The organism is Paenibacillus vietnamensis (genome assembly GCF_020169515.1).
Lineage (GTDB): Bacteria > Bacillota > Bacilli > Paenibacillales > Paenibacillaceae > Pristimantibacillus > Pristimantibacillus vietnamensis.
Genome location: NZ_JAHMHW010000006.1, coordinates 14,235 through 28,891 on the forward strand (window position 1 = coordinate 14,235; position 14,657 = coordinate 28,891).

Consider the following 14,657-nt stretch of genomic DNA (forward strand, 5'->3'; position numbering starts at 1 on the left):
TATTCCTGCTTCGAAAGGACAATTATCCCATGAAGAAGTCAACATTTAGAAAGGTCATACCCTTCACTGTCTGTTTAATCCTTCTGCTCCTCCACTCTTGGGTCAGCTATATCACGTTTAACAACCCATACATAGGCGTCGGACTGTCGCAAAGCAAACCCGACACATGGTACATATCCGAGTTTTATAACGACGGTCTGGCCCGATCCGCAGGGTTAGCTTTAAATGATATATTGATTCAAGTTAATGGGGAACCGGCTCATAACCATCCGACCGTCTACAAATTCCATGAGCTTGAGCAAGCGCGAAACGTAGAAATTATGCGCGAAGGCATCTTGCACTGGGTTGAGTTTCAAAATCCGACAAGCGGGTCCTCCTCTCGGTATGTAACGGGTCTGATTGCTGAACTTTTGTTTTTTGGAATAGCCGCTGTTCTCGCGGTGAAAACAACGCAAACGCCGGCCGGCCGTTATTTAACAGCTGCCTTTACAACGATGGGAGTTGCTTTTATGTGTGCGGAAGCTTCCGCGCGCAGCGACATTCTTTCTATGATTATTATTCACGCGGCTATGTCGTTCGTTCCTTATTTATTCGCCCAGTTTCTCTATCATTTTCTCACGCAAAAAGGCTATAAGCTTTTCGCTTATCGCAAGCTGCGGAGCGGTATGATGATTCTGGCCGGATTAGCTTTGACAAGGCTTGTTTATTATACGAACTTCCCATTATATACGTACGGCGTTATTGACCGAACGATCGCTTTGCTTTGTTTTGCCGCGGGCAGCTGCATCGTATTTGTTTTATTATTTGCCGTTTACAGAAAGAACCGCCTGGAGTACTCTTTCTCGGCCTTAGTCGTAAAAATCGTCTTTCAGTCGTTTGCCGTATCTTTTATTCCATATTTGCTGTTAACCGTCATTCCTGATCTGCTAGGTGATTCGATCGTTCATTATTCGGAAGCGGATTGGTTTATTCTGTTATTTCCAATCTGTTGCATTTATTTTTCTGTAAAATATAAGCTGATGAAGCACCATTCCTTTTCTCTATCCTTTTTCAACCGAAACCACAGACAAGTCGTATCCTTTAATCGGCTTTTGGCGGAACACGGCCAGACGAGCACCATCAGCGAGTGGGAAAAGCATTTATTTCCCCGGTTCTGTACCTTATTCAATTGGGATGCTATCGCCATTCGCATAGCGGATCACGGAAAAATTAATTTTAACGCTTACGGTACGTTTGAAGAAGGAGAAGTTGAACAAGCCTTAGCGAATGGGCGGCGCGCAGAGTCACCTGTTCATGTGTATGTCATTCAGTCAAAGCTTGATTTTACAAGCCATTTGGTGATCAAAAAGTCCATTTCCCAAAAGCCTGTCGCCAAGGAGCTCCAGCTTTGCATCGATGTGCTGCTCGCATGGCTTGGCGTTACCTCGGAAAATATTTATTTATCGGAAAAGCTGTCTCAGCGGGTTGAAAGGCTCATATCAGAAACCGCAGCCGCTTCCGAGCATAAAGGCGATCATGCTTTATGGTTCAAGAAGACGCTCTACCAAATGCAGGAGAAGGAGCGCCGACGTATCGCCTCCGAGCTCCATGATACGGTTATGCAGGACATTTATTTTGCCAAGCAGCGAATTTCCGCCATTCGCAAAGACGCACCTGCGCCTTCCAATCTTGATTACAAGCTTGAGGAGCTCTCTGATTATATGGAAATCATCAATACAAATCTTAGAGACGCCAATTTCCAGCTCTATCCGCATTTGCTGAAGGAAGTCGGATTTACAGCCACCATTTCCAGCTTGATCGAAGATGAGCGGGCCCATGTCGAATTTCATTTATTTTTGCGAATCGAACATAAAGCAGATTGGGATCAACTCGATTCCGATACTCAGCATCATCTGTTCCGTATCCTGCAAGAGCTGCTGTCGAATGCCAGAAAACATGCCGGCGCCAATCAAGTGGAATTTCATTTTTACCGGAAAGATCGGCAATTCGTTATTGCTTACCGTGACGATGGGGCAGGCTTCGACATGCATATGGAGCATGAAGGAGCCGGTTTGCGCAATATTCATCATCGCATTTCCTGCTTGGAAGGATCGCTTTTCCTTGATACGGCTGTCCTGAAAGGGCTCGCGGTAACCATTCTATTTCCCGGGAAAGGCAGGTTATCTGCTTGAATAAAGAAATTAAAGTGGTGATTATCGACGATCATCCTACCATGGCGCTTGGCATCTCGCATATACTGGGAAACGAAGCCGGCATTTCCGTGCTTGGTATAGCATCCACCGGCATTGAGGGAATTGAGCTGGTTCAGAACACACATCCGACAGTCGTCATTCTGGATTTAAACTTACCGGATCTTAATGGCGTTCGGATCGCCGCCGCTATCAAAGAAAAGCACCCTGCCATTCACGTCATCATTCATACCGGCTTCGATTACACTCCTTATTTCAATCAATTAGTCGAAAGCGGCGTCAGCGGCATTTTGAATAAAAGCGCGGCTCCGGAAGACATTCTGGAAATGATCCGTGCCGCGGTACGAGGTTATACGATCCTGCCCCTGCCTGTATTCAGGCAAATTCAGCTTCAACGACCGGAGCATGCCAAGCATTATTGGGAAGCGGATCTTACACCGACAGAGCAAAAAATTTTGTCGATGGTCGCCGACAAACAAACGAACAGCAGAATTGCCGGCGTTATTCACATGAGCGAGAGCTCGGTTGAAAACTACTTAAAGAGGATTTACAGTAAGCTCGGGGTACGCTCCAAATCCGAAGCGATCGCCAAAATCGAGAACGACGACCGCTTTCAGAAGGTGGATGAGGATGCGGAGTGAAGAGGATTAGTCTAGGCTTGATTTTGGCTAAAAGCTGATCAGCCCCGCGGAATACAGGAAAACGAGCAGCACCAGCACCGGCGCAACGAACCGGATCATGAACATCCAGACGCGGAACCACCAGACGGTAAGGCCCGCCTCCTCCGCCGCTCCCTTCCAGGCATATCCGACGAACAGGGTGATGATGAGGCCGCTCAGCGGCAGCACGATGTTCGAGCAGATGAAATCGACCCAATCGAACAGCGATTTGCCGCCGAAGTTCAATCCTGATCCATCTCCGCCAAGCGACAGCGCCGAAGGGACGCCGATCAGGAAGCATGCCGCTGAGACGAGCACGACCGCAAACGGACGGCTCCAGCCGAGCACCTCCCTCACGAAAGCGACAGGTACCTCCAGCAGGGACACCGCCGAGGTCAGCGCCGCAAAGGCGAGCAGGACGAAGAACAGGCCGCCGAAGAAGGCGCCTAGCGGCATCGCGGAGAAAGCGGCCGGCAGAGCAACGAAGACAAGTCCCGGTCCCTGCGAAGCCTCCAGATCAAAGACAAATGTCGTAGGGAAAATAATAAGCCCCGCCAAAAAAGCGTAGAGCAAATCCCCGAGCCCGATCGCCAAGGTCGCGCCGCCGAGCGATTGCCGTTTATCCACGTAAGCGCCGTAGGTAATCATCGCCCCCATCCCAAGCGATAACGAGAAGAAGGCATGACCAAGCGCAACAAGAGCCGACTCCGCCGTCAGCTTGGAAAAGTCGGGCCTTAGGAAAAAGGCGACGCCCTCCCCGGCCCCTTCAAGCGTCAAAGCGCGGACAACCAGCACCAGCAGCAAAATGACGAGTCCCGGAATCAGAATTTTGTTAAACCGCTCGATACCTGCAGATACGCCAAGCATGATAATAAAGCCCGTCAGGAGCATCACGATAAACTGCCAGAAGACGGGCAGCCAGCTTCCGATAAAGTTCGTGAAGAGGCCCGTATAATCCCCGCTCTCGAACAGCTTCCCCGTAAAGGAAAGCACCGCATAATGCATCGTCCAGCCGGCCACCACCGCATAGAAAGACAGGATAACAAACGGCCCGAGGATCGTGATGAAACCAAGCCTTCCCCACAGCTTGCTCCCGCTCAGCCTGATCAGCGACGTAGACGGATTTCCCCGGCCGCCCCGGCCGACCGCAAGCTCAGCCAGCAGCACCGGAAGGCCGACCAGCAGCAGGCAGATGGTAAACAGCAGAAAAAAAGCCGCACCGCCATATAGTCCGGTAATGTAAGGGAATTTCCACATATTGCCGAGACCGACCGCACTTCCGATCGCCGCCAAAATAAAGCCGTATGATGAAAACCGCTCCTTCGATTGCTCTCCTCCGCCCTCCGATAAACCGGAAGGATGTTGTTCTTTCATCTAAGTCACCCTTTGCCCTGTGCTGTTAACGGTAAAATATACTTATCGGCGGATAGTATTTCCAGACGACTCTCCATCTATCCGCAATACCGCTCTTTTCGGATTATTGCATATTTCACCTATACCCATCGTACCGGAAGCCGAATCAAACGAAGTTCCAATTAGCTTCCAGACGGGAATCGGCATCTTATTGTTTTTGCATATATCAAACCAGTTTTATTATTTGTCCTATGGATTAATATAATAAATCTATATATAAAAATGCATATTTACACACAATATAAACCTCCACCAAAATCCGCTCCCTTTACATCTCACACTATAGCTGAAAACACAAAAAGACAGAACCGCCTTAGCGATTCTATCTTTTTTCAACCATGACATCTGTTCGAACATCGCTTTATCTTACAGCGAAAAAGGGGGAGAGCGGGACAGGAACCGATCCGAGGCGGCTTACAAACAAGAGCGGAGAGTTGTGTATGGCGCCTAACTATCCAGAGTCAGTGAATGCTGAGTGCAAATCGATGAAGACCAAACCGCATGGGATGGAGCTTACGCAACAAACGCCCCTGTTCGAAGCTCCATAACTGAGCAGACTTCATACAACTCTACAACTGCATAGTTGTCCGAGCAGCACAAAATCCCTCCCCCAGCGGCGCGGTTTTTCGGCTAGCGACATGAAATTCCGCCATCAGACGCCAGACTTCTCCTCAAATTGACGGAAAAAGCCATAAAATGGGCCGTTTTTCGCCGCGAAGCCCCATCTATTTCATTTTTAGGTGAGGGAGGATGGGATCATGCGTTCCCATTCCGTCATCCATTTCGGAGTTCAAATGCTACCCCGGAACAAACGTTCGCGATCTCATATCAATATTGAGGGCTCAGCCGCGGTGCAAAGAGCATTACGCCCCTTCTTCTACGGTCTAACTTTCAGTCCCCCATCCTAAACCTGCTTCGGCTTGTGCCTGATCTCCCTCCCCTATATTGGCTCCTTGATCCCCCGCCGGTGCAATTTTACAGCCAACGACATGACATCCCGCCACCAGCCGCCATTTTCACCCTCAAATTGACGGGAAAAGCCATAAAATGGGCCGTTTTTCGCCGCGAAGCCCCATCTATTTCATTTTTGGGTGAGGGAGTATGGGATCATGCGTTCCCATCGCGTCAACCGTTTCAGAGCTCTAATGCTCCATCAGAACAAACGTTCGAGGTCGGATTTGATCGACATAGGCTCGTCCGTTGATTCATAACGTTTTACGACCCTTCCGTCCCGGTCAATCAGAAACTTCGTGAAATTCCATTTGACTGAGTTGCCTTCGAGGAAATGCGGCAGCTTTTCCGAAAGGAAAGCATTTAGCATTTTCCCGCTCGGCTCGCTCGTGTCGAAGCCCTCGAACGGAGCTTCCTCCGTCAAATATTGAAACAGCGGATGGGCCGTCTCCCCGCGCACATCAGTTTTGGCGAATAACGGGAACGTGACTCCGTGATTCAATTGACAGAAGCTTTGCACATCCGAATTCGCGCCAGGCTCCTGCTCGCCGAACTGGTTGCTTGGGAAACCGAGAATTTCGAACCCTTGATCCTTATATTCCTCATACAGCTTCTGCAAATCCGCGTACTGCGGCGTGAAGCCGCATTTGCTCGCGGTATTCACCACAAGAAGCACCTTCCCCTTATATTGCTCCATCCCGGCGGCTTCCCCACGGATGGTTTCCAGCTCATACGAATAAATGCTCATTCCGATTTCCTCCCTATAGAAGTTCACAAAATTAAATTGTATACAATTTAAATCTATACATAAAGTAACATGCCCCCATCCGCTTGTCAACAAAAGGAGCCGCCGGACCAAGCGTAAACGGCTATTGCCGTCCTTTGGCGGCTATAGCTTACGTTTCGCGGTGAAATACAGGCCGTCAGTAGAGTGAAAATTATACTTTCGTATCTAAAAAAAGCCGGCCCTGCATCATCTCCAATGACAAAGGCTGGCCCACCGTCCATAAAAGATATAAAAGCTAAGAGTCCTGATGCTTCTTCCTGCCGGTCAGCCAATCCGTGAACAGCGCGTAATCGTTCTCCACCTGGTCTGCGTAAGAAATGGCCCACCCCGCAATCGAGGCACAGAACGCCTCCTCGTTGCTGCCCATCGCCTTCACAATTTCCTGCTCGCTGTGGTAAGCGAGAATGCCCTGCGCTACGTCGGCATCGGCCCGCGCGTGCATTTTGGCCGTCAGTTGGCCCATGCTCTCGGTAACGGACAGCAAATCGCCGGCCGTCTCCAGCTGCTCGAGCTTCAGCCGCTTCTTGTACGGCGAACGCTCCCGCACATAAAAATGCCGCTCGCCGATTGACAGCCAGCCGAGGTAAGGGTCTGCCTCGTGGTGCATCGCCCGCTGCGTCATCGTCACTCGCTTGCCCTGATGCTCGAATTGCCCCCAGAACGTTTCGTCGTAAGGCATGAAATAAGCCGGAACCGGCACCCGAACCTCCTTCACCTCGAGCACGATATCGTCTTCGCTCTGCACTTCTTCACCGGTCGCCCCCGCTTCAATCAGCACATAGTAGCGGTCGAGACCGATTGAAGCCGTGCCCGACCCGCGCTTCACCGCCACATCCTTAATCTCGAAATGGCTTAGCGCGTACGAATGCCCCTCCGGCAGACTTGCCAAATACTCCGGCCAAGCCGCCAGCAGCGCGGCCCGCTCCTCCTCCGTCGGCTCCACGATCTCGTCCGTATGCGCGAATGTCCGGTGCTCCTGCACAAGTGCGGTCACCTTCTCGAGAAAATGCTGCTCCTTCCGCTTATGCAGCTTTTTCAGCAGCTTTTTCACGGGCCCGCCAGCCTGCTCAACGTCCATGACATAAGTGCCCGGATCGTCCTTCCTCTTCGCGAAACGCTGGATTTGCTTGGAATAAGCCCGCAAAAAGGACTCGATCGCTTCCATCTGCTTGTACAAAGGCTGCTCCTTCAAGCGGCCTACAAGCGCAATGCTGACCGACATCCGCAGCAAATCGTACAAGTACGAGCCGAGATAACCCTCATCGAAATCGTTGACGTCGTAGACGAGCGTCCCCCGCTCATTGCGGAATGCCCCAAAATTTTCGAAGTGCAAATCCCCCTGGATCCAGGTCGGGCGGCCTGCAGGCGTATGGTACGCGAACCATTCGCGGGTTACGTCGAAATAAAACAAATAAGCGCTGCCGCGAAAAAAGGAAAACGGCGTCTCCGCCATTTTCAAATACTTTTCTTCCCGCCTGCCGCGCTCCAGCTGCATCATTTTTTGATCGAACTCTTGAAAAATCGCGGACAGCGTCCGCTTTCTAAGCTTGCTCCGGGTCAGCTTCACCCGCTCCGTCAGCTTCGATTCCATAAACGTCCCCCTCGTACATAGAAATAGCCGCTCGTGCTCCAATTAACTGGAATTGATGTCTATAAATCCGCCGTGGTATCGCTTATCCATAAATTAACTGGAAATCCCGCATATAAATCCTCGAAAATGGATGCTTACCGGAAAAACAACCGATTTAGATGGGTCCAATCCAGTTATTTCTACAAAATGATGCCTAGTCAAATAAATAAATGTATGAAATCCATCTAAACGCCATCTTAGCTCATAATCGAACGCATCCCGTCTCACTATTGCTGCGTTTCCGCCTTGCGCAGCCTAACGAAATCGCTCACCATCGCCAGCCTCCAGGGAAGAATCATGCCGAAGGCGACCAGGTAAAACACCGCGCCCGTCTGAGGGATCGACATATACTGCTCGACCACTTCATGCAGCGACAGCCTTATCGCGAACAAAACGACCATAATCAGGATGAACGCTTTCGAGCGCCTGACGTAAATGTCCGACTTTACCCTCTCAAGCCGGGTTGTGACCACAAGCGGGAAAGCAAAGAGCAGCAGGCCCGTCCCGAAGGCGCTGAACCCCCATCCCCATGGAATATGCGCAGCCGGGAACGCGAACATAATGAAGCCCGTTGCCATCCCGAGCGGGGGAATAATGATTTTGCGAAGGCTGGTCGGTTGTTTGCCCGCCCTCAGGCGCAGTATGATGAGCGCTGTAAAGGCAAGCAGCGATACGATAATCGAACCTGCCTGTATCGTTTCCGTAGAGAGCGGCAACTCGTCCTACCTCCGTTTCTCTGGTCTTAAGGCCTATAATTGTTATCATCGTACTGCAAAATAGCGCTTACTGCAAATCGAAAATTGCAGGTGCACCGCATCGCCTTGCGGCCGGACGGGCAGCAAGCTGCCGGGGTTTACTCCGTCATCTGCGTCCGGTAAACCTTCGGCGAAACGCCCTCCTGCTTCTTGAACACCTTGCTGAAATATTTCTCATCGTGAAAGCCGACCATTTCCGCGATTTTGGCGATGCGCAGATGAGGGTTCGCCATGAGCAGCTTCGCCTTCTCGATCCGAATGGAGGAAATATAGTCGGAAAAATTGACCCCGAGCTCCTGCTTGAATTTGCGGGACACATATTCGCGGCTGACAAAAAACCGTTTGGCGACGTCCTGCAGCGAAAGCTCCGATTGGTAATTTTGCTCGATAAAGCCGGCAATATCGCCCATCTTTGCCTTCTCCTGCGATTGCCTTGCCGGAACGGCGCGGGATAGCCGGAGCAGAAGCCGGTGCGTCCACTCCCTCCAGCTCTGCAGCGACAGTGTTCCCGCTTGAGAATATGGCGCTTCCTCCATCAGGTCGCCGTCGGACGGACCGCCGACCTCTTCTTCTGGCTGCGTAGGCGCTTCGTCTCGAAGCTTCTCCGCAAGCTGCAAAGCCGCATGACGGTAATCCTCCAGCATTTGCGGAGTGAGGCAGCCCGACTGCCGCGCAGCCTCCAGCCAGCGGCCCGACGCCGCCTCAAGCCGTTCCTCGTCCCCGCTCAGCACCGCTACCCGGCACTCCTCCTCCCATTCGGAGAACGAACCCCGTTTCCCCTGCTTCGTGTCCTGCAAGGAAAGGATCCAGCGGGTCATACCGTCAGCTGCGCCTGGCTGCCGTATACCATCCGCATTCTGGCCAGCACATTGCGCAGGCCGATCCGGGTTTCCGCTCCATACTGCGCCTGCTTCATAAATTCGTTCCCGCCGGCAGCCATGCCTGCTTCGGCTTCGGCTTCTGTCGCCGCCCGCGCCGCTCTGCGCGGTTTCTCCGGCAACGACCGGATCCTCCTGCAAACGCCTACCAGGAATGGTGGCTGCTCGGCAACCAAGGCATCAACCCGGCTTCGCGCAGCAGCCTGACGTTAATGCGTTTATCGCAGGCCTGAACGACGGCTCCGCCAAAATTACCGGCAACGAAAAGTTCGCCGAGTGGGCGAAGCTTTTGAAGCTGACCGTAGACTACGGCAACAAAAATCCGCTGACGACCGACTACAACACGCAGGTTGCGATGTTCGCGAACGGCGAAGCGGCGATGATGCAGGAAGGCAACTGGTCGCAGGTGCAAATCGACGGCAATAATCAGGACCTGAACCTTGGCGTGCTGCCGATGCCGCTCGGCGAGGATGCTGCCGCCAATGACAAGCTGAACGTAGGCATCCCTGCCAACCTGGTCATCAACAAGGAATCCGACGTGAAGGAAGAAGCAAAAACGTTCCTGAACTGGCTCGTAACATCCGATATCGGCAAAGAATACATCGTGAAAAAATTCAAATTCATCCCGGCCCTGTCGACCATCAAAGCGACTCTGGAGGATATGGGCGACATCGGTACGGAAATTTTCAACTACGTGCAGGAAGGCAAAGTGCTGGGCCTGCAATCGTCGAAATATCCGGACGGCGTAACGCAGGAATTCGCCAGCGTCATCCAGCAATATATCGCGGGCAAAACCGACGCCGACGCTTGGCAAACAGGCATGCAGGCGGCTTGGGATAAGCTGAAAAAATAAGTGTTGCAACAAGAAGAAGCGTCCTCCCCTCCTCTTTAGGAAGGGCGGACGCTTCTTTTGTTTGTGTGCTGCTGGAAACGTGACAGGCACGAAGAAGGCGTTGGGCTACGATAGCCATAGCGAGCAGCGATGAAATTGAGCTCTGCCGCTCTGCTCCATAACTGGATTTTGTGTATCTAATCCCGGCATTTTCGAAGGTTACGGCAGTATAACTGGAAAACTTACATTAAAAATCACCAGAACTTCAATATTTCTTAGACAAATGCCAATTTATATACGATCAATCCAGCTAATTTTGTCCCCCACAGTCCATCCGACAAAAATATCAACATAAACTCCAGCTACTTATATGACATTGTAGGAGGCCGCCAGTTGGCAGTGTGCAGTTACTGTGCCATAGCGCCTCCGACCTGCTCCGCTTACGACATACCGCTTCCGTTACCCATGCGCCATATATTGCCGGATATCGACACCGAGCGCATCCGACAGCTTCATTCCGAATTCCCGGTCGGCACGGAAGAAGTTGCAGATCGCCCGCAGTCTGATGCCGTCATTCGTTTGTTTCAGCTCGCTTACGATATTCGACACCAGGTTGTCGCGCTGCCGCTCCGGCAGCGAACGGTAGCGCTCGCCCGCCTGCGTAAAATCGTCGGTTTTATCGATGAGCTGCCGGCCTGCAGAACCCTGCAGAGGGACGAAGGAATCCGCATATTTCGGCGCTTCCTTCGGGCTTTCGGACGAGCTGTTCGGCTCGTAATTGACCGGCGACGGATCGGCCTGCATCGTCATCGCTCCGTCGCGCTGATGGTTTCGAACCGGCGCATACGGGCAGTTGACCGGGATGCTCAGGTAGTTCGCCCCGAGCCGGTAGCGCTGCGTATCCGGATAGGAGAAGAGGCGCCCTTGCAGCAGCTTGTCTTCCGATGGCTCGATGCCCGGCACCAAAGCGCTTGGCGAAAATGCCGCCTGCTCGACCTCCGCGAAATAGTTGACGGGATTGCGGTTCAGCGTCATCGTGCCGACCTTCTCGAGCGGATACATATCCTCCGGCCATACCTTGGTCGGATCGAGCGGGTCAAACGAGTAGCGGTCGACATGGCCGGCCGGCATGAGCTGAACGTACAGCTCCCATTCCGGGAAGCGGCCAAGCTCTATCGAATCGTACAAATCGCGTGTCGCATGATTGGCATCGCGTCCCTGCAGCTCCTGCGCTTCGGCTGCCGTTAAGCTGCGGACGCCCTGCTTCGACTTCCAGTGGTATTTGACGTAGGTTTGCTTACCGTCTGCATTGATCCATTTGAACGCATGCACGCCGAAGCCGTCCATTTCGCGGTATGTCGCCGGAATGCCGTCATCCGAGAACAGCCAGGTCAGCATATGCGTCGATTCCGGCGACAGCGTCATGAAATCCCAGTACCGTGCCGGGTCCTGAATATTTGTATGAGGAGCAGGCTTAAGGGAATGGACCATATCCGGAAATTTCATCGCATCTCGGATGAAGAAGACCGGCAGATGGTTGCCGACGATATCGTAGTTACCCTCCTGCGTATAGAACTTGACCGCGAAGCCGCGCGGGTCGCGCGCTGTCTCGGGCGAGCCTGTGCCGCCGATGACGGTCGAGAAACGGACGAGCACCGGAGTTTCCGTGTCAGCCTTCTGCAAAAAATGAGCTTTCGTATGCTCCGCCATGCCTCGCTCCGTCCGGAACACGCCGTGCGCTCCGGCCCCTCGCGCATGCACGACACGCTCGGGAATACGCTCCCGGTCGAAATGAGCCAGCTTCTCCAGCAGGTGGTAATCCTCAAGCAGCACGGGACCCCGCTGTCCCGCCGTCCTCGAGCTTTGATTATGGCCAACCGGCGCGCCTTGATTCGTCGTTAAAAAGGGATTCATGATCGTATGCACTCCTTTAAGAGGTGATTTAAGATTAAATATTTAGACTTGATCTAAATCCTTAGTTAATCTTATCGGAATGCGGCAGGCTTGTCATGAATGCATCGTGAACGGGTCGTGAATGTTTCATGAAGGGGGAGTGCATGTGAGGGGCATGCGCATGGTTCGGCAGCGAACCTGAGCTGACTATGTACTCCTACGCTTATGATCGTAGCTTGTCTGTACTCCATTTTCGGATGAAGTTTGGCAGCTAACGACACACTATCAGAGTTGTTTATGCCTTGCTGCACTTTCTGCAGCAGAACAGCCGGCATCTAAGTTACTCCTTCGCTCCACTGCAGTTTCTACAGCGGAATCGAGCTCTTTGGGGGTTTTGGGGTTACTTGTCGCCGATCTTCTGCAAAGGTGCTGGCTGGTCACTCAACACACTTCTCATGTTAGGCTTCTGCTGAATTAATGCAGCTGAACGGCCAACTATCCAAGTTACTCATTCGCTCCGCTGCAGTTTCAGCAGCAGGAATGAGCTCATTTGGGGATTTTGGGCGGCTTGTCGCCGATTCTGCTGCAAATGTACAGGCTGGGCATTCAACACACTTCTCATGGCAGGTTTCTGCTGCAATTTAGGCAGCAGAACAGCCAGCATCTAAGTTACTCCTTTTCTCCACTGCAGTTTCTACAGCGGAATCGAGCTCTTTTGGGGATTTGGGGTTACTTGTCGCCGATTCTGCTGCAAAGGTGCAGGCTGGTCACTCAACACACTATTCATGTTAGGCTTCTGCTGCAATTTATGCAGCAGAACAGCCAGCTATCTAAGTTACCCTTCGCTCCACTGTAGTTTCTACAGCGGAATCGAGCTCATTTCGGGGTTTTAGGCGACTTGTCGCCAATTCTGCTGCAAATGTGCAGGCTGGCACCTCAGCACACTTCTCATGGCAGGTTTCTGCTGCAGTTTCTGCAGCAGAACGTCCCACTCTCCAAGTTTCTACTGCAGTTTCTGCAGCAGAACGTCCCACTCTCCAAGTTTCTGCTGCCATTTATGCAGCAGAAACACAGGCCCCCGGTAATGCGAGCAGTTACGGCGCCGGCCGCTTACTCATCCCGGTCATCCGCGAGCCGGTAGCCGACGCCGCGCACGGTAACGATATATTTAGGCGCCACGGCGCTGTCCTTGAGCTTTTTGCGCAAACTTTTGATATGGGCATCCACCAGGTTGCTGCCTCCATAGAACTGCAGCCCCCATACCGTGTCGAGCAGCGATTCACGGGTAAGCACCGAGCCGTCCGACGTGATGAAATGCAGCAGCAGATCGTATTCGGTTTTTGTCAGGTCGATTCGCTTTCCGTCGCGGTCAACGGTCATTTTCCTCAGGTCGATCCGAATGTCCTTGAAAGACCGGACATCGCCGCCGGTTGTGCCCGAGGCTGAAGCAGGACGATTCGACAGCATGCGGTTAATGCGCTCCAGCGCCTCCTCGGGCTTCGCCGGCCAGACGAGCAGCTCGGCCGCGCCGAGCTCGGCGGCATTCCGGCTTTCGCCGGTGTCCGAATCCAGCAAAATCAGCACCGGAACGCCCTGACGCTCTGCCGACTTCAGCAGCTCCGCACCCGCCTGCAGCGTATTGCCGGCCTGGGCATGGACAACCGGTATCGCATCGTAGACCAGCAGCTCCGGCTGCAGACTTTGCAGCATGCCCTCGTTGTAATCGTGCAGCGAGAACACATCGAAGCATTCCGCCGATAAGGCGACCAGCAAGCTCTTCACCCGCTCGGGAAGCGGGCTGATAATCATAACGCGCTGAGTCAGCGAGCACAGCATGCCTTCCTTGCTCACGCTCTCTGCCGCCATCAAATCGCCATGGCCCGGCGCTCCCGCGTTCTCCATTGCCGTCATTTCGTCGCGCATGCTTCGCACACCCCCTCCAGCACTACTTGTACATGCTCAACCTTATATTTGGTCTCGGACGCGACGCTTTGCAGCCACTCTGCGGGAAGCTCGGTCAGCACCTCGTCCACCCGTCCGCATTTCGTGCACACGATATGCTGATGCTCCTCCGTGCGCGCATCGTAACGGCTGACCGCTTCTCCCAGCTTAAGCTCATGAATCAAGCCGGCGTCCGTTAAATACCGAAGCGAGTTATAGACCGTCCCGTAAGCGAAATTGAAGCCTTTTCCGCGAAGCCGCTCAATGACGTCCGCCGCCGTAGGGTGGTCATGCGATTGCTGCACAACCTCCAGAATCGCTTTACGCTGTATCGTTAAATTGATTTTATTCACGGCTCATCAATCCTTTAATTTATGACTTTAGACTAAGTATAAATATATACCGAAAATAGGTCAACTCCCGCTTTATCCGCGGAATGGAATGTCTTCCATCACGTTGCACAAGCGTAAACGGCTGAAGCTGCCACGAACCGTCAGCAGCGGCTTTGCTCAGCTCGGTTCTGTGCCTTCCTTTGGACGCTCAAGTCATTTTTACAGAAACTCAACATATAAATTCTTATCATATGAAAGGAATCATAAACCCGAATCATTCGACCTTATCGGCAGCAAAAAAGCTAAAACTATTAATTTATTTTAATATTCAGAATATTTACAAAATTTAAATAAAGGTGTATACTTAGCCTATACCAAACGAAAGGGGATAGCCCAT

The 14,657-nt window shown here is 52.4% G+C and carries 12 protein-coding genes and 1 pseudogene; 3 read left to right on the plus strand and 10 right to left on the minus strand.

Features of this window, described 5'->3' with window-relative positions; all coding sequences use genetic code 11:
* Positions 1-29 precede the first annotated feature (29 nt).
* Both KP806_RS13980 and KP806_RS13985 read left to right on the plus strand, forming a co-directional pair.
* The gene (locus tag KP806_RS13980; protein WP_224724320.1) at positions 30-2,171 is read left to right on the plus strand and encodes a sensor histidine kinase; all 2,142 of its coding nucleotides are present in this window, start codon (positions 30-32) and stop codon (positions 2,169-2,171) included.
* Positions 2,168-2,830, plus strand: coding sequence for a response regulator (locus KP806_RS13985; RefSeq protein ID WP_224724321.1), 663 nt, complete (start codon positions 2,168-2,170; stop codon positions 2,828-2,830). The genes KP806_RS13980 and KP806_RS13985 overlap by 4 nt, the downstream gene beginning before the upstream one ends.
* Positions 2,831-2,857: 27 nt before the next feature.
* On the opposite strand, the gene KP806_RS13990 is transcribed toward KP806_RS13985, so the two are convergent.
* The 6 genes from KP806_RS13990 to KP806_RS14015 form a co-directional block, all read right to left on the minus strand.
* Positions 2,858-4,222, minus strand: a complete 1,365-nt coding sequence (locus KP806_RS13990; RefSeq protein WP_224724322.1) for a sodium-dependent transporter — start codon at positions 4,220-4,222, stop codon at positions 2,858-2,860.
* Positions 4,223-5,414: 1,192 nt separating this feature from the next.
* Complete coding sequence (locus KP806_RS13995; RefSeq protein WP_224724323.1) at positions 5,415-5,960, minus strand: glutathione peroxidase; 546 nt, start codon at positions 5,958-5,960, stop codon at positions 5,415-5,417.
* Between the two features lie 274 nt (positions 5,961-6,234).
* Complete coding sequence (locus tag KP806_RS14000; protein WP_224724324.1) at positions 6,235-7,590, minus strand: DUF2252 domain-containing protein; 1,356 nt, start codon at positions 7,588-7,590, stop codon at positions 6,235-6,237.
* A 266-nt stretch (positions 7,591-7,856) separates the two neighbouring features.
* Entirely contained in the window at positions 7,857-8,345 is a 489-nt protein-coding gene (locus KP806_RS14005; protein ID WP_224724325.1) for a CcdC family protein, read from the minus strand.
* A 137-nt stretch (positions 8,346-8,482) separates the two neighbouring features.
* On the minus strand, positions 8,483-9,202 hold the full coding sequence (locus KP806_RS14010) for a helix-turn-helix transcriptional regulator (protein ID WP_224724326.1): 720 nt from the start codon (positions 9,200-9,202) through the stop codon (positions 8,483-8,485).
* Positions 9,199-9,384, minus strand: a complete 186-nt coding sequence (locus KP806_RS14015) for a hypothetical protein (RefSeq protein WP_224724327.1) — start codon at positions 9,382-9,384, stop codon at positions 9,199-9,201. Before KP806_RS14015 ends, KP806_RS14010 begins: the two co-directional genes overlap by 4 nt.
* A 9-nt stretch (positions 9,385-9,393) precedes the next feature.
* On the opposite strand from KP806_RS14015, the pseudogene KP806_RS14020 reads away from it, so the two are divergent.
* A pseudogene (locus KP806_RS14020) lies at positions 9,394-10,115 on the plus strand (extracellular solute-binding protein); the annotation flags it as partial.
* A 438-nt stretch (positions 10,116-10,553) separates the two neighbouring features.
* Here KP806_RS14020 and KP806_RS14025 read toward each other — a convergent pair.
* The 4 genes from KP806_RS14025 to KP806_RS14040 all read right to left on the minus strand — a co-directional run bounded on the left by KP806_RS14025 (position 10,554) and on the right by KP806_RS14040 (position 14,281).
* The gene (locus tag KP806_RS14025; RefSeq protein WP_224724328.1) at positions 10,554-12,008 is read right to left on the minus strand and encodes a catalase; all 1,455 of its coding nucleotides are present in this window, start codon (positions 12,006-12,008) and stop codon (positions 10,554-10,556) included.
* A 487-nt stretch (positions 12,009-12,495) separates the two neighbouring features.
* Positions 12,496-12,651 carry a hypothetical protein gene (locus KP806_RS14030; protein WP_224724329.1) on the minus strand — a complete coding sequence of 52 codons (156 nt, stop codon included), beginning with the start codon at positions 12,649-12,651 and terminating at the stop codon, positions 12,496-12,498.
* Between the two features lie 446 nt (positions 12,652-13,097).
* The gene (locus KP806_RS14035; protein WP_224724330.1) at positions 13,098-13,910 is read right to left on the minus strand and encodes a winged helix-turn-helix transcriptional regulator; all 813 of its coding nucleotides are present in this window, start codon (positions 13,908-13,910) and stop codon (positions 13,098-13,100) included.
* A complete protein-coding gene (locus tag KP806_RS14040) occupies positions 13,895-14,281 on the minus strand; it encodes a Fur family transcriptional regulator (protein WP_224724331.1) in 387 nt (128 codons plus the stop codon). The genes KP806_RS14035 and KP806_RS14040 overlap by 16 nt, the downstream gene beginning before the upstream one ends.
* Positions 14,282-14,657 lie beyond the last annotated feature (376 nt).